Annotated in this window: 24 protein-coding genes; 6 read left to right on the forward strand and 18 right to left on the reverse strand. The window is 56.4% G+C overall.

Annotation, left to right across the window (positions count from 1 at the left end; genetic code table 11):
• The 6 genes from Z947_RS0100005 to Z947_RS0100030 all read left to right on the forward strand — a co-directional run.
• Positions 1–859 (forward strand): 3-hydroxyacyl-CoA dehydrogenase (locus Z947_RS0100005; protein ID WP_025042271.1); only part of this gene is annotated, 859 nt, incomplete at its 5' end.
• On the forward strand, positions 856–1635 hold the full coding sequence (locus Z947_RS0100010) for an enoyl-CoA hydratase-related protein (RefSeq protein WP_025042272.1): 780 nt from the start codon (positions 856–858) through the stop codon (positions 1633–1635). The genes Z947_RS0100005 and Z947_RS0100010, both read left to right, overlap by 4 nt.
• A gap of 21 nt (positions 1636–1656) precedes the next feature.
• Positions 1657–2973 carry an acyl-CoA dehydrogenase family protein gene (locus tag Z947_RS0100015; protein WP_052880554.1) on the forward strand — a complete coding sequence of 439 codons (1317 nt, stop codon included), beginning with the start codon at positions 1657–1659 and terminating at the stop codon, positions 2971–2973.
• Complete coding sequence (locus Z947_RS0100020) at positions 2970–3740, forward strand: SDR family NAD(P)-dependent oxidoreductase (protein ID WP_025042274.1); 771 nt, start codon at positions 2970–2972, stop codon at positions 3738–3740. Before Z947_RS0100015 ends, Z947_RS0100020 begins: the two co-directional genes overlap by 4 nt.
• 3 nt (positions 3741–3743) lie before the next feature.
• The gene (locus tag Z947_RS0100025; RefSeq protein WP_025042275.1) at positions 3744–4517 is read left to right on the forward strand and encodes an SDR family oxidoreductase; all 774 of its coding nucleotides are present in this window, start codon (positions 3744–3746) and stop codon (positions 4515–4517) included.
• A 14-nt stretch (positions 4518–4531) separates the two neighbouring features.
• On the forward strand, positions 4532–4903 hold the full coding sequence (locus Z947_RS0100030) for a VOC family protein (protein WP_025042276.1): 372 nt from the start codon (positions 4532–4534) through the stop codon (positions 4901–4903).
• Positions 4904–4943: 40 nt separating this feature from the next.
• On the opposite strand, the gene Z947_RS0100035 is transcribed toward Z947_RS0100030, so the two are convergent.
• The 18 genes from Z947_RS0100035 to Z947_RS0100120 all read right to left on the reverse strand — a co-directional run bounded on the left by Z947_RS0100035 (position 4944) and on the right by Z947_RS0100120 (position 24904).
• Positions 4944–6506, reverse strand: a complete 1563-nt coding sequence (locus Z947_RS0100035) for a hypothetical protein (RefSeq protein WP_025042277.1) — start codon at positions 6504–6506, stop codon at positions 4944–4946.
• 88 nt (positions 6507–6594) lie between these two features.
• The gene (locus tag Z947_RS0100040; RefSeq protein WP_025042278.1) at positions 6595–7458 is read right to left on the reverse strand and encodes an acyl-CoA thioesterase; all 864 of its coding nucleotides are present in this window, start codon (positions 7456–7458) and stop codon (positions 6595–6597) included.
• A gap of 9 nt (positions 7459–7467) precedes the next feature.
• On the reverse strand, positions 7468–9423 hold the full coding sequence (locus Z947_RS0100045; protein WP_025042279.1) for an acetoacetate--CoA ligase: 1956 nt from the start codon (positions 9421–9423) through the stop codon (positions 7468–7470).
• Positions 9420–10625, reverse strand: a complete 1206-nt coding sequence (locus Z947_RS0100050) for a serine hydrolase domain-containing protein (RefSeq protein WP_025042280.1) — start codon at positions 10623–10625, stop codon at positions 9420–9422. Before Z947_RS0100050 ends, Z947_RS0100045 begins: the two co-directional genes overlap by 4 nt.
• A gap of 23 nt (positions 10626–10648) precedes the next feature.
• Positions 10649–11332: an ATP-binding cassette domain-containing protein gene (locus Z947_RS0100055; RefSeq protein ID WP_037938398.1), complete on the reverse strand. Its 684-nt coding sequence runs from the start codon at positions 11330–11332 to the stop codon at positions 10649–10651.
• A gap of 14 nt (positions 11333–11346) precedes the next feature.
• Complete coding sequence (locus Z947_RS0100060; RefSeq protein ID WP_025042282.1) at positions 11347–12108, reverse strand: ABC transporter ATP-binding protein; 762 nt, start codon at positions 12106–12108, stop codon at positions 11347–11349.
• Entirely contained in the window at positions 12105–13427 is a 1323-nt protein-coding gene (locus Z947_RS0100065; protein WP_025042283.1) for a branched-chain amino acid ABC transporter permease, read from the reverse strand. The genes Z947_RS0100060 and Z947_RS0100065 overlap by 4 nt, the downstream gene beginning before the upstream one ends.
• Positions 13424–14380, reverse strand: coding sequence for a branched-chain amino acid ABC transporter permease (locus Z947_RS0100070; RefSeq protein WP_025042284.1), 957 nt, complete (start codon positions 14378–14380; stop codon positions 13424–13426). Before Z947_RS0100070 ends, Z947_RS0100065 begins: the two co-directional genes overlap by 4 nt.
• Before the next feature lie 80 nt (positions 14381–14460).
• Positions 14461–15705 carry a branched-chain amino acid ABC transporter substrate-binding protein gene (locus tag Z947_RS0100075; protein WP_025042285.1) on the reverse strand — a complete coding sequence of 415 codons (1245 nt, stop codon included), beginning with the start codon at positions 15703–15705 and terminating at the stop codon, positions 14461–14463.
• Positions 15706–16084: 379 nt separating this feature from the next.
• Positions 16085–16903, reverse strand: a complete 819-nt coding sequence (locus tag Z947_RS0100080; RefSeq protein ID WP_025042286.1) for an IclR family transcriptional regulator — start codon at positions 16901–16903, stop codon at positions 16085–16087.
• A 1-nt stretch (position 16904) separates the two neighbouring features.
• Positions 16905–17936 (reverse strand): phosphotransferase family protein, encoded by a 1032-nt coding sequence (locus tag Z947_RS0100085; RefSeq protein ID WP_025042287.1) that lies wholly within the window; start codon positions 17934–17936, stop codon positions 16905–16907.
• 9 nt (positions 17937–17945) lie between these two features.
• A complete protein-coding gene (locus tag Z947_RS0100090) occupies positions 17946–18596 on the reverse strand; it encodes a histidine phosphatase family protein (protein WP_025042288.1) in 651 nt (216 codons plus the stop codon).
• Positions 18593–19585: an NAD(P)H-dependent flavin oxidoreductase gene (locus Z947_RS0100095; RefSeq protein ID WP_025042289.1), complete on the reverse strand. Its 993-nt coding sequence runs from the start codon at positions 19583–19585 to the stop codon at positions 18593–18595. Before Z947_RS0100095 ends, Z947_RS0100090 begins: the two co-directional genes overlap by 4 nt.
• A gap of 75 nt (positions 19586–19660) precedes the next feature.
• On the reverse strand, positions 19661–20857 hold the full coding sequence (locus Z947_RS0100100; protein ID WP_025042290.1) for an acetyl-CoA C-acyltransferase: 1197 nt from the start codon (positions 20855–20857) through the stop codon (positions 19661–19663).
• A gap of 22 nt (positions 20858–20879) precedes the next feature.
• A complete protein-coding gene (locus Z947_RS0100105) occupies positions 20880–21803 on the reverse strand; it encodes an SDR family NAD(P)-dependent oxidoreductase (protein ID WP_025042291.1) in 924 nt (307 codons plus the stop codon).
• The gene (locus Z947_RS0100110) at positions 21803–22624 is read right to left on the reverse strand and encodes an SDR family NAD(P)-dependent oxidoreductase (RefSeq protein WP_025042292.1); all 822 of its coding nucleotides are present in this window, start codon (positions 22622–22624) and stop codon (positions 21803–21805) included. The genes Z947_RS0100105 and Z947_RS0100110 overlap by 1 nt, the downstream gene beginning before the upstream one ends.
• 1 nt (position 22625) lies before the next feature.
• Positions 22626–23741: an acyl-CoA dehydrogenase family protein gene (locus Z947_RS0100115; RefSeq protein ID WP_025042293.1), complete on the reverse strand. Its 1116-nt coding sequence runs from the start codon at positions 23739–23741 to the stop codon at positions 22626–22628.
• Positions 23738–24904, reverse strand: a complete 1167-nt coding sequence (locus Z947_RS0100120; protein WP_025042294.1) for an acyl-CoA dehydrogenase family protein — start codon at positions 24902–24904, stop codon at positions 23738–23740. Before Z947_RS0100120 ends, Z947_RS0100115 begins: the two co-directional genes overlap by 4 nt.
• Position 24905: the final 1 nt, after the last annotated feature.

The raw sequence follows: 24905 nt of genomic DNA on the forward strand, positions 1-24905 counted from the left end.
CCTTGCCACCAACACCTCCGCGCTAAACATCGACGAAATCGCCGCGATGACCAAGCGGCCCGAGGACGTGATCGGCCTGCACTTCTTCTCTCCCGCGAATGTGATGAAATTGCTGGAAATCGTGCGTGCTAAGCACACAGCAGATGACGTTGTCGCAACCTGCATGGACCTTGCCAAAACGATCAACAAAATCGCCGCGCTGGTCGGCGTCTGTCCCGGTTTTGTCGGCAACCGCATCCTGTTCGCGCGTCAGATTCAGGCCAATAAATTGGTCTACCAAGGCGTAATGCCATGGGACGTGGACGCCGCATTGAACCAGTTCGGTTTCAAAATGGGACCCTTCCAGATGTCCGATCTGGCGGGTCTTGATATCGGCTGGTCCAAAGGGGCCAAGACAGAAAACCCGATCCGCGATGCCCTGTGCGAACTGGACCGACGCGGTCAGAAAACCAAGGCGGGGTTCTATGACTATGACGAAAACCGCCGCCCCATCCCGTCCGATGTAACCGCTGGCATCATCAAGGATATCACAGGTGCCGAGCCATCTACGATGAGCGCGGAAGAAATCATCGAGATCTGCATCTATCCGATGATCAACGAGGCCGTGAAAATCCTCGAAGAGAACAAAGCGCAGCGCCCGTCGGATGTCGATGTGGTCTGGCTTAACGGCTATGGCTGGCCAGCGGACAAGGGGGGGCCGATGTTCTACGGCGATATGGTCGGCGCCCAAGCGGTACTGGATCGCATGGAAAAGCTGGGGGCCGATGATCCTGCCTTCGCTCCGGCAGAGACCCTGCGCAAACTGGCCGCATCTGGCGGTAAATTCACTGAAATCGACACCGGAGGGCTGAAAGTATGAGCTACGAATTCATCAAAACCGAGAAAAAGGGCCATATTCTGGTCGTCACCATGAATCGGCCCGATGTCTACAACGCGGTGCATGTGGATATGCACAACGAGATGGCCGATTGCTGGGACGCCTTCGCAGCAGATCAGGATCTGTGGGTCGCGGTCTTGACCGGTGCAGGCGACAAAGCGTTCTCAGCAGGGAATGACCTTAAGGCGACGGCGGCGGGTGGCAGCAAAGCCAAGATGACCGAGAGCGGTTTCGCCGGACTATCCTCGCGCTTCAATCTGGAAAAACCGATCATCGCGGCCGTCAACGGCTTTGCCATGGGCGGCGGATTTGAAACGGCTCTGTCCTGTGACATTATCCTCGCCTCCGAGAACGCCAAGTTTGCGTTGCCCGAAGTCAAGGTCGGCTTCTTCGCCGCCGCCTCCGGCGTGCAGCGTCTGTCACGGTATATCGGGCGGCTCGCCGCGCAGGAAATGATGTACACCGGTCGCACAATAATGGCGGACGAGGCGCTTAAGATGGGTTGCGTCAACGAGGTGCATCCGCACGACCAGCTGATGGAAAAGGCGATGGAGAAGGCCGAGCAGCTGTGCACTGTTTCCCCTTCCGCCGTCAAAGCGACCAAGCGTGTGATGAACGATATGTATGTCCGCGACGGGTTCGCAGACAGCATCGCCTTCTCGCGCGAGGTTATCGCAGACCTGAGCAAAACCGAAGATTTCAAAGAGGGCGTCAACGCCTTTGTCGAGAAACGCGCACCCAACTGGGTGAACAAGTAATCCACGCCAAGGAGGCACACTATGTCCGATACAAACTCACCACTCAGCCTGAACAATCTGGAAATGTCAGAGGGCAACAAGCCCCTGCTGAACGCCGTGATCAAACACATCCGCGAAAACGTGGATCCGATCAGCGAAGAATACCACCGTCTGGGCGATGCGCAGGAGGACCGCTGGTCCTATCACCCGCGCCAGCTGGAACTGCTGGAAGGTGCCAAGCAAAAAGCGCGGGATGCGGGGCTTTGGAACTTTTTCCTGCCGAATGCCGAAACCGGTGAGGGTCTGTCGAACCTCGATTACGCCTATATCGCTGCCGAACTGGGCAAGAACCCGCTGGCATCGCAAACGCTTAACTGTTCCGCGCCTGACACGGGCAACATGGAAGTGCTGGAGCGTGTCGGCACGCCGGAGCAGAAAGAGAAATGGCTCAAGCCCCTGCTCGCGGGTGAAATCCGGTCTGCATTTGCGATGACCGAACCCGATCGTGCGTCATCCGATGCCAAGAACATCGCCATGTCTGCCGTACTGGAAAACGGCGAATGGGTGCTGAACGGCGAGAAATATTATATCTCCGGTGCAGGTGATCCGCGCTGTAAGATCATGATTGTCATGGTGAAAACCTCGCCTGATGCCGAACCCTTCCGCCAGCAAAGCCAGATTCTTGTGCCGATGGACCACCCTGGTGTGGAAATCCTTGGGCCGATGCATGTGTTTGGTCACGATGATGCGCCACACGGCCACATGCACATCAAGTTCACCAATGTACGCGTCCCTGAAACAAACATGCTGTGGGGTGAGGGCAAGGGTTTCGAAATCTCCCAAGTTCGCCTTGGACCTGGCCGCATTCACCACTGCATGCGCTCTATCGGGCAGGCCGAAAAGGCGCTGGACCTGATGATTGAACGCGGTCTCTCCCGCGTGGCCTTTGGCAAAAAGATCGTCGATCTGGGCAAGAACATGGAAACGATCTCTCGCGCTAAAATCGAGATTGAATCCATGCGTTTGCTGGTGCTGAAAGCCGCCAAAGCGATGGACGTGCTGGGCAACAAAGAGGCCCGCATCTGGGTGTCGATGATCAAGGCGAAAGTGCCGGAGCAGGTTTGCGACATCATTGATCAGGCCATGCAAGTACATGGTGCGACAGGTATTTCCCAGTGGTCACCCCTGTCCGGTATGTACGCCCAGCAGCGCACGCTGCGTTATGCGGATGGCCCTGATGAGGTTCACCACCACGTTATCGCGCGTCACGAAGTACAAACGTACAAGGATAGCAACGAGCGTCAGGACGCGGCCAAGCAGCACACTGAAAACCGCGGCTCTGCGGGGTTCATGGGATGAGCGCGCTTTTCGATCTGACCGGCAAGGTGGCGCTGTTGACCGGCGCCTCCAAGGGCATGGGGCTGGCGATGGCCACCGCTCTGGCAGAGCATGGCGCGACGGTCGTCATCTCTGCGCGCAAGCAGGACCAGCTTGATGAAGCGGCCGAGGGCATCAATGCCCTTGGCAAGGGCAAAGCTTACGGCGTGTCGTGCAACGTGGGGTATAAAGAGCAACTTCAGGCGCTGGTTGACAAGACGCACGAGCTTGCCGGTCCTATTGACGCGGTCATCGGCAATGCGGGCGTTAACCCCTATTATGGCAAGACGTCGGAAATCCCTGATGACGCTTACCAGAAAACGATGAACGCCAACGTGCTGTCCAACCTCTGGCTGGCACAGATGGTGGCCCCCGATATGGTCGAAAAGGGATCAGGATCGATGGCGTTCACCTCTTCCATCGGTGCGTTCAAACCGTCGGTAATGTTGGGCACCTATGGCATGTCCAAACTGGCGCTGATCGGTCTTTGCCGCAACCTTGCTGCCGAATTCGGCCCCAAAGGCCTGCGGTTTAATGCAATCTGCCCCGGCCTCGTAAAAACAGAATTCGCACGTGAACTTTGGGACAATCCCGAAGTCGCCAAACGGATCGAAGAAGACATCCCGATGCGGCGTTTGGGCGATCCCGAAGACTTTGCTGGGCTTGCGGTCTATCTTGCCTCCGATGCCAGCAAATACATGACCGGACAGGCGTTGACCGTCTGTGGCGGCTCTAACATGTGGACATAAGATATGGATATCAAAGATAAAATCTGTGTTGTCACCGGTGCTGCCAGTGGCATTGGCAAGGCCCTGTGCCTGGCCTTTGCCGACGCCGGTGCACGGCAGGTTGTATGTGTGGACATGAACGGTGACGGCGCGGCAGAAACTGCCGAAGCTGTGGGCGGTGCTGCCTATACGGTTGATGTGTCGGACGAGGCCCAGATCAATGCGATGATCGAGAGTGTCGAAAAAGACATCGGACCAATTGATCTATATTGGTCGAATGCGGGTATCGCGGTCGGGGGCGGGATGGAAACACCCAACACCGAATGGCAACGCGTCTGGGACATCAATGTGATGGCCCATGTCTGGGCCGCGCGACAGTTGGTCCCCCTAATGGCGGCACGTGGCGGCGGCTATCTGCTGAACACCGCTTCTGCGGCGGGATTGCTGAACCAGATCGGATCAGCGTCTTACGGTGTCACAAAACACGCCGCCGTGGGTCTGGCCGAATGGATTGCGCTGACCCATGGGGACGAGGGCATCAAGGTCTCCGTGCTCTGTCCGCAGGCAGTGCGCACCGAAATGACTCGCGGTCACGAGGACCACGTCGCCGCAATCAACGGCATGATGGAACCCGAACCGGTTGCGCAAATCTGTCTCGATGCGATCCGCGATGAGACCTTCCTGATTTTGCCGCATGAAGAAGTGCGCGAATACATGAAGAACAAGACCAACGACTACGATCGCTGGATCGGTGGCATGCGCAAGTTAAACCGCAAATTCGCAGATAAGAAAATGTAAGAAGGAAGCCCGAGATGATTGGCTATACCACCATCGGCGTTTCCGACATGGAGCGCGCCAAAACTTTCTACAGTGAACTGTTCGCCGAACAGGGTGCGAAAGTTGTGATCGATTCGGGGCGCATCGCCTTTATCGGGACAAAACGGGGCGAACCGATGCTGGCGGTTTGCGAACCCTACAACAAGGAAGCACCGACAGCGGGCAACGGCACGATGATCGCCTTTCCGACGTCCACCAAAGAAGAAGCTGAAGCGATGTACCATCGGGCCATCAAACTGGGTGCAACGGATGACGGCGCACCGGGGCAGCGTATTCCCGACCGGTTCTATGGCGCTTATGTCCATGATCCCGACGGCAACAAGCTGTGCTTTTTCGTATTCGGTTAACAGAACGGGGCGCTGGTTAACTCCTGCGCCCCGCCTTGGGTTATCCGGCGGGCACTTTGTATTTCTTAAGCGCCTTTTCAATCTCGGCATCGACAAGCTTTTGAATGGCCTTGTCTTTCTTCAAAGCCTCCTCGGCAATTTTGCCAAGCTTGGCCTCGTTTTCGCTACCGGAACTTTTTGCGATCACCGCATCGAACCCGGCCTGAAGCGATTTGTCACTGACCTTGTTCATGACATCTGCCCACATCTTGGCCTTAAGCGTGTTGGGAATTTCCATTCCCTTGGTCGCTTTATCCCAGCGGGCGGGAAGGATTTTGCCCTGCAAGATATCCTTGTTCTTATAGGCCCACTTCTTTTGAAAGCTGCCAAGGTTCTTGACCAATCCGCCAAGCAATGCGGAATAAAGGATATTCTGAACCGCCTTGTCGAAATCCTTTTGCGTCGGGGCTTTGCCCTTCTTCACCGACTCCCCCAGCATTTTGACGGTCTCGTTGATCGCTGACTTGATGACCTCCTGACCGGAGCCTGCAAGGTAGTTGGAAATGAATTTTTCAAGCTGTTTGGTCGCCATGAACGGCACTTTGGACGCGAGGCGTGGGGCCACGGCCTTGGCCGCGTCATCGCACCAGCCCAAGGGGATTTTCGACCCTATACCGCCGGTCAAACCGCCAATTGTGCCGTCGATCACAACCGCTTGAATCGAATCCCAGGCGGTAACCTTGTTCCCGCTTGCGTGTTTGCCCAGCTCCTGACTGGCGCTTTGCAAGATCCCGACACCCGCGCCAGAAGTCACAGCAGCACCGCCGGCAGACATACCACCCGCAATCAAAACCGGTGTGGCCAAAGCCCCGACAACCGCAAAACACACCGCCGAAGAAACGCCCAAGACAACAACGGTCGTCTGGGCGGAGCCGGTGAATTCCCTCAGGAACCTTAGCAAATCGGCCTGAAACGCGTTAATCGCCTTCTCCGCTTCGGGCAGGGCTGCATCGATCAAAGCTAGATCCTTGGACGAAATGGCCCGTTCAAGTTTGCCACTGGCCGAGATAGATTTCAGCGCCAGCTTGTTCTTTGGCATCGTCACGCCGCCACCTTCGATGATGATCACCTGCGCAACCGCTTTCAAAAGACCGTCTTTCAACATTGCTGTATCCAGATAGTCCTCATAGGTGCTCATCGCGTTTTTATGACATGAAATCAGCGACTTCATATAGGGTGTCAAATTATTGATGACGTCCTTTTTGACGGCTTCGAACTCCTTTTGTGTGCATTCGATCTGCTTGCCACGGAACGTTACCTGCACGCGCGGTTCTTTCGCGGCGTCTTTCAACGCCTTCACGTATTTTGGTTTGAGCGCCAGAAACGTCCGCTGACCGGGATCAATGACCTGATCCGGTTTTTTGATCCCGATTTTCTTTTGGTATTTTTCGATGGCTTTCAGCAGCCCGGTGTCAACTTTCGGTGACGTGCCGAGCGGGCCGATTTTGTTTGCTTCCAACATTTGGCGAATGACCAGCACATCCGCAGGTTTGTTTTTGACTGGTTTTCCATCACTCTCGCGCGGGGAAAGACCCACCGGAGCGGTAATTTTAACATCTGACATAATGTGTCCCTGAATTTAAATGATATTAGGGTTGCCCAGAATGCCACATCGATCAAGTGTGGATTTCCTTACTATTCTCGCGTTCCGGTCAGGTTTTCGCCAGCGGGCGCATTAACCCTTCTTGTGCAACACTCGCCACCATCTGTCCGCTTTGGCTGTAAATCGACCCGCGGTTAAACCCGCGCGCGCCGCCTGTCCAAGGGGCGTCAAGGTCATACAGATGCCAGTCTGAAAACTCGATCGGCGCGTGAAACCACATGGCGTGATCAAGGCTGGCGGTCATTACTTTACCCTGAAACCACGTAAGCCCGTGCGGACGCAGAGAGGAGCCAAGCAAGTTCATGTCAGACGCATAGGCCAGAAGACAGTGCTGCATCTGCGCATTCTGGCCCTTGGCGGCTTCCATGCGGAACCATAACTGGTTGATGTCATCAGCGGCCTCGGGTTCGAAGAAATCGCGCGGTGCCACCTCGCGCAATTCGATGGGACGTTCGCGCAAAAAATCAGAACGGTATTTTTCCGGTATCCGCTCCACGAACTCCGCACGCAGCTCGTCACGGTTGGGCCAATCGTCAGGGGATCCGACATCTTTCATCGGGTGCTGATACTCCCAGCCGTCTTCGGCCACGTGGAACGACGCGGACATATTGAAAATCTGTTTGCCATGCTGGATCGCCACCACCCGACGCGTTGTGAAACTGCCGCCATCACGGGCGCGGTCCACCTGATAGATGACCGGAATTTTTGGATCACCGGGGCGGATGAAATAGGCATGCAGGGAATGGCACAACCGGTCCGGCACGGTGCGATAAGCCGCCATAAGCGCCTGCGCAATCACGTGCCCCCCGAAAATCCGCATGGTCGTTTCGCCACCACCGCCAATCCCGCGAAACAGGTCGACCTCAAGCTGTTCAATGTCCAGCAGGTGCAGCAGTTCTTCGGCAGGGGTCATGGCTTACTTTCAGGCGCTGGCCCGTGCTTGCGCATAGGCGATAAAGAAATCAAAGCTGTCCGGGTTGGCCATGCTGTCGCGATTGACCACCTTTGCCGGATCACCGCCAAGCAACAGCTTTTTCACCGGAACTTCAAGCTTCTTACCGGATAAGGTACGCGGCACATCGGCAATCTGGACGATTTCGTTGGGGATGAACCGCGCTGACACCTGCGCCCGAATGGCGGCATTGATCTGTGCCTTGCGGTTTTCATCCAGCGGCGTGTTTTCAGCCGTCACAACAAACAGCGGCATAAAGCTTTCGCGGCCCAGAAACTCCAGATCCACGACCAGTGAATCCATGACCCACTCCAGTCCCTCGACCGCCTGATAAATCTCGGCGCTGCCCATACGCAGACCTTTGCGATTGATCGTCGCGTCCGAGCGCCCGTAGATGACACTCGCCCCTGTTTCGTCAATCGAGATCCAGTCGCCGTGCCGCCAAACGCCGGGGTAGTCCTCAAAGTAGCTCTCGCGCAGGCGGCTCCCGTCGGTATCCCCCCAGAAATAAAGTGGCATCGAGGGCAGCGGTTCGGTACAAACCAATTCGCCGACCTCGCCCGTCAATTCATTGCCCAAGGCGTCATACGCACGCGTGGCGTTGCCCAAAGCGCGGCATTGCATTTCGCCTGCCCGCACCGGCATGCCCGGGTGGCCCAGAACAAAAGCACCGGCAAGGTCGGTTCCGCCGGAAATCGGTGCAAGCCATTGATCGGCTTTCACATCGCGGTAAATCCAGTCGTAAGCATCACCCGACAAGGGCGAACCGGTCGACCCTAACGAGCGGATCGCTGATAGGTCCACATCGGCGCGCGGGGTAATCCCCGCTTTCATACAGGTGGTGAAATAGGCGGCCCCCGCACCGAAATACGTCAGCTGTTCATCCGCAACGAAGCGCCAAAGCACGCCCATGTCAGGATGGTTTGGCGCACCGTCAAACAACGCAACACAGGCCCCCTGCCCCAGTGCCATCCACTGGGCGTTCCACATGATCCAGCCCGACGAGGTCAACCAGCAGAAACGATCCGCCGCGCTGATATCATGGTGCAGCGATTGTTTGGCCGCTTCCAGAATAATGCCGCCGTGACCATGTACAATCGGTTTGGGATTGCCCGTGGTGCCGGAGGAATAGACGATCCACAACGGGTGTTCGAATGCCACTTGCGTAGGTTCAAAAGTCACTTTGCCTTGCACCAGATCACGCCAATCCACGTGACCCTCCGGCAGCGCACCGACCACGGGCAGGGTCACAAACTGGGCAACACTCGGCAGGCCTGCGTTGATCTGGCCCAACACGTCCCGCCGATCCACGGTTTTGCCGCCATGCACATAACCGTCTTGCGCGATCAGCACCTTGGGCGCAATCTGTTTGAAACGGTCAAGGATGGCGACATGTCCCATATCGGGCGCACAGAGCGACCAGATCGCACCGATACTTGCCGTGGCAAGCAGCGCGATCAGCGCCGTCTGCGTGTTGGGCAGAATGGCAACAACGCGGTCCCCTTCAACCACGCCCATATCGCGCAGATGTTTGGCAACGGATGCCACCTGCGCGCGCAACTCCCCCCACGTCATTTCCAAGCGCTCGAAAGTTTCCGATTGCACGATCAGCGCGAGTTCATCCTCGCGGCCTTCGACGTGCTTCAGGATATTCTCGGCGTAGTTCAACCGCCCGCCGGTGCCCCATTCCATGTCCGGCATCTGGCGTTTGACCAGCAATTTCTCGGGTCGTACCGAGGCACGTACGTCGAAGAAATCCCAGATCGCGTTCCAGAACCCTTCAAGGTCGTCAACACTCCAGCGCCACATCGCGTTGTAGTCTTCAAAAGTCAGCCCTCGGGTGTCGCCGACAAAGCGTTCAAATTGTGCCATGGTCGAAGCGTTGTAGCGCTCAGGTGTCGGTGTCCACAGTGTCTTGGCCGTCATGTCAGCGCCCCCTGCACCAAGGCCTTGAGCTGCGAGCGAGCAGGGTAGGAACTGCTGGGCGCGAGTTGGGTAAAGAATACGACAGACAGCTCATGCACCGGATCGACCCAAAAGAAAGTCGAGGCCATGCCGCCCCATGAAAAGTCGCCCTTTGATCCTGGCACCCTTGCCCGTGCCGGATCCAGAACAACAGCGCCGCCAATGCCAAACCCCATACCGTCCATCGGCTGTTCGGCAAAGCTGGACGGCCCCATGGATGCAATGTCACCCGTCAGGTGATTGCGCATCATAAAGGACAGAATATGCGGTGAAACCAACCCCTTACCCCCGTCGCGCAGCATTTCAGCGAACTTTAGGTAATCGTCGATGGTGCCGACCAACCCGCCACCGCCCGAATGCATGTTGGTGTCATGATAGGGCGACCCGTCCGCATGATCCGTCTGGCGCAGACTGTCGCCGCCTTCTGCTTTGGCGTTCAAATCAAATGCTTCGCCCGCCAGCGGCGTGTAAAGCGATGCAAATCTGTCGCCTGTCCCTGCGGGGACGCGGAACCGTGTTTCTGTCATTCCCAGCGGACCCAGAATTTCCGTTTCGAAAAATGCATCAAGCGTCTGGCCGCTGATTACTTCAATCACGCGACCAATGATATCGATGCCGACGGAGTATTCCCAACGTGACCCCGGACGGAAGGCCAATGGTAGCGCAGCGATTTCATCAGCAGTTTGCGCCAACGTCCGCGCGCCAGGGCTGAAATCAAGCTTGGCGTCACGCATCGCCTTTGACACAAGGCCAGGGTTGAACGAATAGCTAAGCCCCGATGTATGGGTCAGCAACTGGTGCAAAGTGGGCACCGCGCAGGGTTCTGTCTGGGACAGATCGCTGGCATCGGGCACCAGACATCTTGTCTCCGCAAAGCTTGGGATAAAGTCCGAAACCGGCGCATCCAGATGGACCAGACCGCGTTCGACCAGCAACATCAGGCCAAGCGACGTGATCGGTTTTGTCATGGAATAGATGCGGGCAACCGTGTCGCGTTCCCACGGCAGGCTGGATGCAATATCACGCAACCCGGCTTGGGCATAGTAAACCTCGGCCCCGCCCTGCGCCACCAGCACCGAGCAGCCCGGATATTGTTGCCGGTCTACGTATCCCTGCATCCAGCCCGAAATGCGGTCAAGCCGCGATATGTCAAAGTTACCCATCGCAGCTCTCACTTTTTGCTTGGTTAGACTTCCAACCATTCCTTGCGCACATCTTCACGGTTTTTCAACTCGTCCGGCGTGCCCTCAAAGACAACTTGCCCGTGACCCATCACATAAACGCGGTCGGCAATGTCCATCGCAATCGACAGCTTTTGCTCAACCAGCAAGGTCGAGATACCCCGTTCGGCAATTGCTTTGAGCACCTCGGCGACTTTTTGCACCATCTGCGGCGACAGCCCTTCGGTCGGCTCATCAATCATGACGAAATCGGGATCACCCATCAGCGTACGGCACATGGTTAGCATCTGCTGTTCGCCCCCCGACAGCACCGATGCTTCGACATCTGCACGCCGGTCAAGGTTTTCGAACATATCGAACATCATCTGCATCGACCATCGGCCTGCGCCATCCTTCTGACCGGGCTTAAGGCCCAGCGTCAGATTTTGCCGTGTGGTCAGCCCCGGAAAGATATCGCGGTTTTCGGGCACATAGCCGATCCCGAGATTGGCAATCTCGAACGCCTTTTTGCCTGCGATCTCTTGCCCTTTGAACTTGACCGACCCTTGCGGGGCAACCTCGCCCATGATGGCTTTGCAGGTGGTCGAACGGCCAACACCGTTGCGACCCAAAAGTGCGACGATCTCGCCTTCCTGTACGTTCATCGACACCCCTTGAAGGATGTGAGATTTGCCGTAGTAGGCATGCATATCTGTAATTTCGATCAATGTTCTGCCTCCAACGCAGCACCCAGATACGCTTCTTGTACTTTGGGATCCGCGCGCACCAGTTCAGGTGTGTTTGTTGCGATAATTTCACCATAGACCAGCACGGAAATCCTGTCGGCCAGTCCAAAGACCACGCCCATGTCATGTTCGACCATGATCAGTGTTTTGCCCTCGGTCACCTTCATAATCAGGTCGGTGATATAGTCGGTTTCCGAATGGCTCATCCCTGCGGTGGGTTCATCCAACATGATGACATCCGCACCGCCCGCAATCGTGATCCCGATCTCAAGCGCACGTTGTTCAGCATAAGACAGGGTGCCCGCCGGTAAATTACGACGCTCAAGCAAATTGATCTGGTCAAGGATCGCATCCGCCCCCTCCGTCAATTTGCGGCTGTTGTTCACCAGATTCCAGAACGAGTATTTATACCCCTGCGCCCATAGCAACGCACAGCGCACATTCTCGAAAACCGACATGGCCGGAAAGATATTGGTGATCTGGAAGGACCGCGACAAACCCTTGCGGTTAATCTGATAAGGCTCAAGCCCTGCCAGATCCTCCCCGTGGAGTTTGACAGTCCCCGAAGTCGGCGGGAACCGCGCGGTGATCAGGTTGAACAGCGTGGACTTGCCCGCGCCGTTCGGCCCGATAATCGCATGGCGCTCAGCCTTACCAATCGACAAGTCGATGCCGCGGATGATCTCTGCTTTGCCAAAGCTTTTCTTCAGCCCGCTTAGCTCAAGTGCTGGAACGCTCATGATGCCCCTCCTGCTGTGTTGGCTTCATCCCATGCTTCTTTCAGGGCCGGAGCTGTGGATCTGGCAATGCCAATGCCCACGACCGCAACCGCTGCAGCAATGATCCAAGGCAGAACCGTGTGGCTGTCAAAAGTTGTCCAGAACAGCGTCATTTCAACGTCGCCTGTCGCGCCATGACGATAGTGGAAAACCATCTCGATCAAGGCACAGATGCCGAGAATACCGATCGCTGCAGGCACCAATGTCTTGACGTAGGGAAGTAACAATCCCCGCGCCTTGCCCAGCCGGTAGGCTGGCACATGCATCATGATCAATCCGGCAAGTCCGCCCGGAAAGAACATCACGGTAGCAAGGAACAATGCGCCAACATAGATCGCCCACAGTTCTGTCTGCAGGCTAAGCACAGTCTGCAAAAGCGTGAACACAATCGCCCCGATGATCGGCCCGAAGAAGAAACCGACACCGCCAAGGAAGGTCACCAGAAGGATCACGCCCGACGAGGCCGCGTTCAGGTTTTCTTCGGTCAGGATTTCATAGCTGATGGCGAACAGACCACCCGCGATGCCGCAGAAGAAACCAGAGGCACAGAAGCTGTAGAAGCGGACCCACCTTGCGGAGTAACCCAGGAATTGCGCGCGTTCCGGGTTGTCGCGGACCGCGTTGGCCATCCGTCCCACGGGTGTGCGCGAAAACAGGTACATCAGGATTGCCGATAGCATCAACCAGAAGGAAATCAGATAGTAGACTTCGATCTGTTTCAGGAATTCGACACCAAAGAACGGCAGACCATATGTCCGGTCGCCCGAAATACCTTCCTCACCACCGAAGAAGGCGACGATAATCACCGAACAGGCGGCAATCAATTCGCCAACGCCAAGCGAAATCATCGCAAAGCGTGTACCTGCGCCCGAGGTCGAGAAAGAGCCGATGAGCATGGCAAACCCCATGCCGAACAAACCGCCAAAGAGCGGCAACAGCGGCAAAGGGAAGGCGATGCTGTAATCTTCGATGTAGTTCATCAAATGCATACAGAAGAACCCGCCAAGGCCCATGTAGACCGCATGGCCAAAGGACAGCATGCCGCCCTGCCCCAGCAACATATTATACGCCAGCGCAAAGATCACCGTGATCCACATCTGGTTCATGATCGTCAGCGCGGAGTTGGACGTGAAGATAAAGGGCATGATCAGCAGCGCTATGGCGGCGATGACCCATGGCATTACAGTCAGCGACAAGGAACCCGCACGCATCCGTTCGGATGCTTTGCTTGGGTCGGTTGTGATCTGTTCTTTCGGATCTTTGGTCATCTCGTCGGTCATGATTCACGCTTTCCGAAAAGGCCCGCAGGGCGGAAGATCAGGATTAGCACCATCAGGATATACGGCAGAATATCCGCAATCTGGGGGCTGGTGACGGTCCATAGATCGCGCAGCGGATTTTCACTCATATTTTCGGGGGTCGCAAAACCAAGCCCGTTCAGAATATCCGACATCGCAATGTTGTAGGATTTGGCAAATGTGGTGATCCACCCGATCAAAAGCGACGCAACAAGCGCACCCCAAAGGGAGCCGAGGCCGCCAATCACAATGGTCACGAACACGATTGAGCCAAGTACAAAGGCCATACCGGGGAATGTGCCCAGCACCGGCCCCGCAATCACACCGGCCACACCCGCAAGCGCGGTGCCGACACCAAAGACGCCCATGAAGATCAGCGGCACATTGTGCCCCAGCGCTTCGACCGTGCGCGGATAGCTCAAAGCCGCCTGAATGATCATCCCGACGCGTGTTTTGGTCAGGATATAAAGCAGGCCGATAAAGATGCTGATCGAGATGAAGATCATAAAGATTTTATACGCAGGGATAGAATTGCCCGCGATGGAGAATGCCGTGAAATTCAGAACCTCGGGCACCGAATATGGCATCTGGTTCTTGCCCCAGATGAACTGCACCAATTCCTCGATCAACAGCGCCAGACCGAAGGTAAAGATCAGTTCGGGCACATGACCATACTGGTGGACCCGTCTTAACCCGTATCGTTCAACACCGGCCCCCATCACACCGACAACCAGCGGAGCAATTAACAGGCCGACCCAGAAACCCAGCGCCATGCTGATCTGATAGGCAAAATAGGCACCCAGCATGTAAAAGCTGGCATGGGCGAAGTTCAAAACGCCCATCATGGAGAAAATAAGCGTCAGGCCGGCCGAAAGCATAAACAACAGCAGTCCGGTCACAAGCCCGTCGATTATGTTGACGAGGATGAGTTCCATCGGTCCCCCTAAGGGTTAACAAAGAATATGAAGAGGCAAATGTCCCGCCACAGCATATGTGGCGGGACAGGACGCAGCGCTTATGGGCGCTTCATCTTACATGTTGTTTCGCTGTCCATCGACGCCATCTCGATTGTCGATTCGGTTTTCACACCGAATGCAGAGCTGTCGTAGGGGAACTCGATGTCGTCATCTGTGTGAACACCGATGTGCATGTCCTGAATCAACTGGTGATCCTGTGGACGCATGAACAGTTTACCGCCCCACATGGAATCGTATTCCATGCTTTCCAGTGCAGTCGCCACGGCGACAACGTCATCTGCTGTACCAGCTTCTTTGATCGCCTCTGCCAGCATGCCGATCGTGTTGTAGATACGGCTTTGGTCGATGTTGCCATCGGGGTGACGCTCAAGGAACGAGTTATACGCATCGCGGGCACGATCAGAACCGATAGGGTTGATGGCACCTTGAGAGATCAGACGGATACGGTCCTTGGCGCTTTCACCAAAGGCCGCGGTCATGCCGGAACCAGCCGCATAATACGTGTAAATCGGACCTTCGAAACCATTTTCGATGATCGACTTACCCAGACCCAACATGTCCGCGCCCCAGTTACCGGTGATCACAGCATCCGCGCCGGACGCCACAACTTTGCGGGCATATGGGGTAAAGTCCTTGACCTTGCCGATCGGGTGCAGTTCGTCACCGACGATTTCCATATCAGGTGATTTTTCGCCCAGCATCTTGTTTGCAGCCGCCGATACCGCCTTACCAAAGGAATAGTCCTGACCGATGATGTAAACTTTTTCGATGCTGTCATCTGCTGCGATGACGTCTGTCAGCGCGTCCATTTTGATGTCTGCGTTCGCATCAAATCGGAAGTGCCAGAAGTTACACTTGTCGTTGGTCAGCGCCGGATCAACCGCAGCATAGTTCAAGAACAGAACGCGGCTGTCGGGGTTACGCTTGTTGTGTTTGTCGATTGCTTCGGTCAGCGCGTTCGCAACACCCGAGGAGTTGCCCTGCACGATATAACGGATGCCTTGGTCGATCGCGACCTGCAGCTGGATCAGCGATTCTTTGGGGCTGATTTTATTGTCAAAACCGACAACTTCCATCATCGTCCCGTCCAACAGACCACCGCTTTCGTTTACCATAAAATCCACGGCATGTTCGAACTGGTGCAGACCGTTTGTACCGGTGCTTGCAAAAGGACCGGACAGCGGGTCGATGAAGGCGATCTTGATGTTTTCAGCAAAGGCAGCAGACGCACCAATGGCCAGCGAAAGCGCAGATACCAAGCCGAGTTTCGTTAGATTTTTCATGTGTTCCTCCCAAGGAAATAGTACGCCCCATTTTATATTTTCGGGGTCTTGATAGATTTAGAAAGAGTTGCACACCCCCTGTCAAAGTCAAGAGTTCAGGTGCTGTATTCCCCTGCGTAACTTGTGGTGCCTGGCCTTTCAAAATCTTGAATTCGGGCACTGCTCCGGGAGAAGAAAAAATAGGCACTCCCCTCAGGCACGGATCTAACTATTTATTTTATAACAGAATTTATTAAATCTCTTTGAGCTAGGATTGGGGAAACGCATCCAAGTTCTCCCAAGGACTGCCCAAAGTTTCGGCGTTCAACTTGGCAAGGAATGATCCAAAGCCAAAAAACAGAATCGTCAAATGTTACTTTATTAATTCCGCTCTGCGAAACTACTGACCAAGCGAGTCATTGCCGGATCGGATGCTTAGGGTTTCGCCCGCTTTTATCAAACGGGGCGCATAGGTATTTTCAAGCTGCTTTGGCTTCACGTGGAAAGATGGCCCCCCCACGTTAAGCCCGTAAACCCGCGCACCGCCCAGCGAGAAAACAGGCACGGCGATCCCGTTCACGTCAGACCGCCATGTCCCGTAGCCAGTGCAAAATCCCTTATCCTCGTAATGCGATTTGGCTTCTGCAAACCGTGCGCGGCCGTCGGCTTCGCGCTGCTTACTTTCGCGGCCTGCAATCTCGAATACCGCCTCGCGGGCATCGTCATGCATCCCCACCAGAATAGCCTGCCCCATACCTGAATCAAACAGCGGCAGACGGGTGCCGATACGGATCGACAGAGCAACGCCCTCTCGGGAATTGCAGGTGACCAGATAGATCACATCCAGATCGTGCTGCTCCCCCAGCGCGACGGTGATATAGGTATTCGGTCCGTCGCGCAGTTGGCGCATTTCGTATTTTGCGCGCTCGCCGATGTCTATCGCCGACAGCACACTGAACCCCAGATGCAGCACACCCGCGCTCAACCGGTAGGTTCCCGCGCGGGTGTCTGCCACCAGATAATCCAATGCACATAACGTATGGGTCAGACGAAAAATCGTCGCCTTGGGAAGACCTGTCCTCTCGGAAAAGTCCGAATTGCTCAAAGAGACTTCACCCGTGCGAAAACAGCGCAGCAACTCCAGCCCCCGCGCCAAGGCCGTGACAAAGTTACGGTCCTTCAAGTCTTCCGCGCCGGTCTGAAGTTCGTCTGCCACAATCTTATCCCCGCTTCAGCGCATCAAGCCCGTGTTGGGCGAAGATGGGCACAAATGCACCGACCTTCATTGCCCGTTCGGGGTTAGACGCATTCCCGTCCAGCGCCCGTTTTAACACGCCCTGAATGATCCCTGCCATACGGAAGAAGCAAAACCCAAGGTAGTAGCCAAAATTATCGATCCCGTTCAGCCCGCGACGTCTGCAATAGGCCGCGATGAATTCCTGATCCGATGGCAATCCCAGCGCCGCGCGGTCAAGCCCGCCCATACCGCGCCCTTCGGCGCCTGCCGGCAATTGCCATTGCATAATGACCGCTGCCAGATCCGCGAAAGGGTGACCAATCGTTGACAGCTCCCAATCAAGCACCGCGCGACAGTCCGTCGTTTCGGCATCAAAGATCATATTGTCGAGCCGGTAATCCCCATGCACCAGCGTGCGTTGCCCGTCATCTTCGGGCCGTGCTTCGACCAGCAGGTTCATCAATTCGTCCATCGCCGGAATGCTCTGGGTTTCGGACGCTTTATATTGCTTGGTCCAACGCGCCACCTGCCGTTCGAAGTAATTTCCTTCGGGGCCATAGTCACTTAGGCCGGCCGCGTTGATATCAACCTGATGCAAGGCCGCTAACACGCGGTTCATCTCGTCCGTGATACCGCCACGCTCCGCAGGTGTCAGATCGGGCATCGCCGGTTCATTAAAGTTCCGGCCCGGCACGTGGTCCATGATATAAAACATCGACCCGATGACATCGTCATCTTCGCACAGCAGATGCATCTTGCTGACCGGTACGTCCGATCCCTGCAATGCCTTTTGCACCCGGAATTCACGATCCACCGCATGGGCGGATTTCAACAAAACCCCCGGTGGTTTGCGGCGCAAAACATAATTCTTTGCCGGTGTTTTCAGCATAAAGGTCGGGTTACTTTGCCCACCTTGAAACTTGGTCACCGTCATCGGCCCCTCGAACCCCGGCAGGGACTCCTTGAGATATGCAGCAACCGCTGCTTCGTCCAAAGTCTGTGTATCTACGCTCATGCTCTTCCCTCAGCTATAGCTTAGCAGGTCCGCGCCCGAAGGCGTCATAAAATGCGGTGTCGCGTTGAATTCATGCAAACCGAATTTCGGCCCCGAAAACATGAACCGCGACATGGCGGTGTTTTTGACCTGCAAATTCAATTCCATCATGTGACGCTTGTCTGCCCCGAGGGCCATTGCGGTCATCTGCCCGATGACACCCCCGGATGAAATCACCAGAACCCGCTTGGCTTTTGTGTCGCAGGCAAAAGCGCGCGCTGCTTCGACCCGCGCGGCAAATTCGGCGTAGGTTTCAGACGCACCATCAAATGCCGCATCCTGCCATTCAAACACCGTTTCGCGCAGCGCACGAAAATGCGTTTTGCGGTCTCCTTTGACCAGATCCGGCACGTCGCCCTTGAACCGCGCGTGCAGCAGGTCACCAAAGTCATATTCGTTAAAACCTGCGTGTTCTTCCGGTGCTTGCGCAAATCCCATCGAAGAAAGCGTATCGCGCTGGCGCTTTAACGTTCCGGTTACCAGTCGGTCCGGCACCCAGCCGGTTTCGCGCAAAAGGGCACCGATAGCCTCGGATTGTTTATGCCCCAGATCGGACAGAACATCATAGTTGTCCTGCCCGAAAGAGGCTTGCCCGTGGCGAATGACCAGAAGTTCGCTCATGAAAACTCTGCTGCCAGCTTTTTGCCCGCCACAAAGTATTCATCCGCCATCCGGTCGACAATTGCACCTGCTGGTCCGACAGATTTGATCGCACCGATCCCCTGACCCGAACCCCAGATGGTTTTCCACGCTTTGGGTTTTTCGCGATCCGACCCGAAGTTCATCGAGGACGCATCCGCCTGCGGCAGATTATCGGGGTCCATGCCTGCAGCAGTCACCGATCCTTTCAGGTAGTTGCCCCACACACCGGTGAACAGGGACGAATAAACGATGTCTTCCGCACCTGAATCGACAATCATATCCTTGTATCCCTGATCCGCATTCGCCTCGTCTGTGGCGATGAACGGTGATCCGGTATAGCCCAGATCGGCCCCCATCGCCCGCGCGCCCAGCAGGGATTCACCTGTGGCAATTGATCCCGACAAGGCAAGCGGCCCGTCGAACCATTCGCGGATTTCGCGGACCAGAGCGAAGGGTGATTGCTGGCCGGCATGGCCACCGGCACCCGCCGCCACAGCCACCAGACCGTCAGCCCCTTTTTCAATCGCCTTTTTGGCAAAGCGGTTGTTGATGATGTCATGCATTACAATGCCACCACAGGAATGGGCGGCCTCGTTCACCTCGACGCGCGCGCCCAGTGACGTGATCCAGATCGGTACCTCGTGTTTCACGCAAATCTCCAGATCACGCTCAAGACGTTCATTCGAGCGATGCACAATCTGGTTTACCGCAAAAGGTGCCGCAGGGGTGTCCGGGTTCGCTTGGTTATGACGATCCAGCTCTTCGCGGATTTCGGTCAGCCAAGTGTCAAGCAACGGGTGCTCGCCCGCACCTTCGCGCGCATTCAACGCCGGAAACGATCCGACGATGCCGGCTTTGCACTGGGCAATCACCAGTTTCGGCACCGAGATGATAAACAGAGGTGAGGCAATCAGCGGAATGCGCAGCCCTTGCAGCGCCTTGGGAAGATGTGAATCGTTGCGGGCCATGGAGCCTCCAAATGCGTTCATATTGATCGTAAGGGGGCGGGTGAAACCGCCCCTCTTGTTTGCAAATCTCAAGGGTTACAGAACCTCGAACAGGCCCGCAGCACCCATGCCGCCACCCACACACATGGTGCAGACAACGTATTTCGCGCCGCGGCGTTTGCCTTCGATCAGGGCGTGGCCGACCATGCGCGCACCGGACATGCCGTAAGGGTGACCAATAGAAATCGCGCCGCCGTTTACGTTGAGCAGCTCGTCAGGGATGCCCAAGACATCACGCGACTGGATGACCTGAACCGCAAAGGCTTCATTCAGCTCCCACAGACCGATATCGTCCATCTTCAGGCCATGCGCCTTAAGCAACGCGGGCACGGCGTAGATCGGGCCAATGCCCATCTCGTCCGGCTCACATCCGGCGGCCATTACACCGACATAACGACCCAGCGGCTGCAAGCCCGCCTTTTCGGCGGCTTTCGCTTCCATCACAACAGACGCAGACGCACCATCGCTCAGCTGCGATGCGTTACCTGCGGTGATGAACTTGCCTTCTTTGATGTGGATACCGTCCTTATGCACCGGCTTCAGTCCGGCAAGGTTTTCGGCGGATGTGCCGGGGCGGTTGCCCTCGTCTTTTTCCAGCGTCACCTCGTGCGAGGAGATTTCCTTGGTCTCGCGGTCCTGGATCATCATCGTTGAGGTCAGCGGCACGATTTCGTCATCGAACTTACCCGCTTCCTGCGCGAGATGGGTGCGTTCCTGTGAACGTGCCGCATATTCATCCTGACGCTCGCGGCTGACGTTATAGCGTTCCGCGACTGTCTCTGCTGTTTCCAGCATCGACATGTAAATCTCGGGCTTGTGCTCCATCAGCCATTTGTCGGCCTTCACACGCATCTCTGGCGTTTGCACCATCGAAATACTCTCGACGCCGCCGCCAACAACAACATCCATGCCGTCCATGACAACCTGCTTGGCCGCCGTGGCAATCGCCATCATGCCAGAGGCGCACTGGCGATCCATCGACATGCCCGCGACAGTGACCGGCAGACCCGCACGGATCGCTGCTTGGCGCGCGATATTGCCGCCGGAATGACCCTGCTGCAAAGCCGCACCCAAAAGCACGTCCTGCACAGCACTCGGATCAACGCCTGCGCGTTCGACCGCGTGGGCGATGGCGTGGCCCGCCAATTCCTGTGGTGTCGTATTGTTGAAAGCGCCTCGATAAGCTTTGCCAATCGGGGTCCGTGCGGTGGAAACGATAACTGCGTCACGCATGTGTTTTCTCCTTAAATTCTGATTACCAATCCAGCTTCAGGCCGCGGGCCTTGGCTGCATTGAGTGCATATTTCTTGGTCTGGCTGAACGCGTCTTGCAGGTCTTCCTGACCTTCTGGATCATTCATTTCGGCAAATCGCGCGGCAATTGTTTCGGGCGTGTTATCGCCCTCCATCAGCGTGATGCCTTGGGTCTCGTAGACCCGGGTCTGGGCAAAACTGCCCGCACCGGCGCCCATAATAAACCGGCTCGGCGCGTCTTCACTCACCAGATACAACAAACCGGGCGTGATCGTTTCAGGTGCCAACAGTGCAGCCGCTTCGGCTGGCAGCAATTCCTCTGTCATCCGTGTTGCCGCAGTCGGCGCCAGCGTGTTGACGCGGATATTGTCCCGCGCGCCTTCCATATGCAGCACGTTCATCAGACCCATCATCGCCGCTTTGGCCGCGCCATAGTTCGACTGGCCAAAGTTGCCATAAAGCCCTGACCCTGACGCCGTAAACACGATCCGTCCGTATTTCTGTTCGCGCATGATCGGCCAACAGGCATGGGCCACATTGGCGGAACCGATCAGATGCACATCCACGACTTTGCGGAAATCCGACATCTCCATCTTGGCGAATGTTTTGTCGCGCAGAATACCCGCGTTGTTGACGGCAATGTCCACGCGGCCCCAGGCATCCATCGCTTTCGCGACCATATCTTTAACGCCAGCCTCATCCGACACATCGCAGCCGTGCGCCATCGCATCGCCGCCCATCGCTTTGATTTCGGCAACGACAGCGTCGGCTGCTTGCGAGGACGAACCGGTGCCATCACGCGACACACCAAGGTCGTTCACAACGACCTTGGCCCCCCGCTGGGCAAGACCCAAAGCGTGGCTGCGACCAAGACCAGTGCCCGCGCCGGTGACAATTGCCACCCGCCCTTCAAATGAAATCGCCATCAGTGCAGCGCCTGTTCAAAGATGTTCGGCCCTGACATCACATTGATACCACCGCTCACCGGAATGATCGCCCCTGTCACATAGGCACCGCCGCGTCCGCACAGAAACAACATACAGCCTGCGATATCTTCGTCCCGACCGACGCGCCCGACCGGCACATCCTTGCCCACCTTTTCGCGCGTGTCTTCGTCATGGGTCGCGAAGGCTGTCATCTTGGAAACAAACGGACCCGGTGCCAATGCATTCACAGTGACGTGTTTACCCGCAAGCTCCTTGCCCAGGATCCGCGTCATATGATGCACTGCGGCTTTCGACATGGAATAGGAGTAAGCGCCATCGCCCATTTCCCGTTCCCCCATGACGGATCCCACATTGATCACCCGCGCGGGATCATCCACAGAACCCGATGCAATCAACATCGGCAACAGTTTCTGCGTCAGATCAAACATCCCTGCCACATTCACATTCATCACCTTTTCCCACGCTTTGTGGGGGAAGTCGCCCAAGGGGGCGCCCCATGTGATGCCCGCGTTGTTCATTAGAATATCAAGCCTATCAGTACGTTCCTTGACGGCGGCAACCAATGCATCAACGCCGGCTTCGCTGCCTACATCACCGGCAAAACCGATCGCTTTGCCCGAAGCGCCCAAGGCGTTCAGCTCTGCCGCTACCGCTTCGCAAGCATCGCCCTTGCGGCTGGCCATCAAAACGGTCGCACCTGCACGCACCAATGCCTCGCAAGCCATGCGCCCGATGCCTGTGGCACCGCCGGTGACCAACGCCACTTTTCCGTCCAACCGAAATAGTGATTGAATATCCATCTTAGAACCCTCTCGCCGCTGCGATCTTTTCGGCGTGATAGGAATAATCCCCCAGCCATTCTGCACCCACGCGGGCACGCTTCATATAAAAGCCCATGTCGAATGCATCCGTCATGCCGATCCCGCCATGCATTTGCACACCTTCGATCACGGACAGTTTCGCAGTATCCGTCGCACGCGCCTTGGCCAGCGAAACCGCCAGCTCGGCATTTTCGGGATCATTGTCGAGCATCCGGCCTGCATTCAGGATCGCCGATGCCGTCACTTCGATTTCGCACCACAAATGCGCCGCGCGGTGTTGCAGCGCCTGAAAGCGGCCGATTTCGACCCCGAACTGTTTACGTTCCTTCAGATAGTCCACCGTCATCGCAAAGGCGCCAGCCGACAGGCCGGACATTTCAGCAGCCAACGCGGCCTGCCCCGCCTGCAATGCAGGTTTCAAAACATCCATCGCGCGATCAACTGACCCCAGAACATCATCGCCCGTTGCCTCGACATCGTCAAAAGTGATCCGTGCCGCATCGCGCGCATCAATCATATTGGACGCATCGCGCTGAATGCCCGCACGATCGGCAGGGATATCAAACAGGGTCAGCCCGCTTTCGGTACGCGCCAGAACCAGAAGGCGATCCGCCAGCGCCCCGTCGACGACAAATTGCTTTTTGCCGTTCAAACGGAAACCGTTGCCGTCCGCCTTGGCTTCCATTGCCGTGCCTTCAGGGTCAAACTTGATCCCTTCATCAACCGCCAAGGCATAGGTCGCTTCACCGCTTGCGATCTTTGCCAATGCGTCACTGGCCCGCGCATCAGAGACTTGTCTAAGCGCCGTTGCCGCAATCACAGCGCTGGATAAAAACGGTGAAACCGCAAGGGTCTTGCCCATTTCCTGCGCAATCACATTGGCCGCTGCAAACCCCATATCGGATCCGCCTGCGTCCTCAGGCACCAGCACACCGGCCCAGCCCATGTCGGCCATTTCTTTCCACAAAGCACGATCAAACGTTTGCCCCGCATCCCGCATTTCGCGGAACTTCGAAACAGGTGCAGCCCCATCGAGAAACCCGCGCGCCATGTCGGCCAGCATTGTTTCTTCTTCGGTCAGTACAAGTTTGTTCATGCCGGCAACCCCAATACACGTCGTGATACAATCGACAGCATCACCTCGGATGTGCCGCCTTCAATCGAATTCGCTTTGGTGCGCAGCCAGTCGCCTGCACGGTTGCCCAACGGACCGTCCCACTCAAGCGCATCGGACCCGCCTGCCGACATCATCAGCTCGTGCCGCTGCTTGTTCAGCTCTGTACCCATATACTTGAGCATCGCAGACGCATCGCCAGCGCCCTGCCCGGCTTCGGCCTGATCCTTGTACCGCTCCAGCGTCAGCCCGATCGACAGAGCGTCAATCTCGCAACGCATCGCATCAGCCCGCAAAGTCGCATCCATCTCTTCCATGGTGTCCGAAATTACCGCACCCAAGGCACGACCACCGCCGGACAGCCCCGCGCCACCACCGGAAATCATCTCGCGCTCGTGGGTCAGCAGATATTTCGCCACATCCCAGCCGCGGTTCTCGGTCCCGACGATCTGTTCTTTCGGAATCACCGCATCGGTAAAGAATGTTTCGCAGAATGGGGAAATACCCGAGATCATCTTGATCGGCCGCGTCTCTACACCCGCCTGTTCCATGTCGCACAGCAGGAATGAGATGCCCTTGTGCTTGGGTGCATCTTTGTCCGTGCGCACCAGTGCGAAAATCCAGTCGGCCTGATCCGCGTAAGAGGTCCAGATTTTTTGGCCGTTGACCAACCAGTGATCACCTTTGTCCTCGCCCTTGGTTTGGACGTTCGCCAAATCGGAACCCGCACCCGGTTCTGAATACCCCTGACACCAGCGCACTTCGCCGCGCGCGATTGGCGGCAGATAATGCAGTTTTTGTTCGTGCGACCCAAAGTGCAACAAAGCTGGTCCAAGCATCCAGATACCAAAGGACTGCAACGGCGAGCGCGCATTGATCGCACCCATTTCTTCGTGAAAAATCTTTTCCTGATCCCGCGTCAGACCCGCACCGCCGTATTCAACGGGCCAGGTCGGGACTGTGTACCCTTTGGCCGCGCAGCGCTCGAGCCACTGCTTTTGGGCGTCAGAGGTGAAAACCCAATTCTTGCCGCCCCAGCATATCGCGTTCTCGGCCAGCCCGCCGTCCCGCATCTCTTGCGGGCAGTTCTCTTGCAGCCAATCTCGCAATTGCGCGCGAAATTCTTCTGTCGGGTTCACAGTCATT

Source organism: Sulfitobacter geojensis (assembly GCF_000622325.1).
Classification (GTDB): Bacteria; Pseudomonadota; Alphaproteobacteria; order Rhodobacterales; family Rhodobacteraceae; genus Sulfitobacter; species Sulfitobacter geojensis.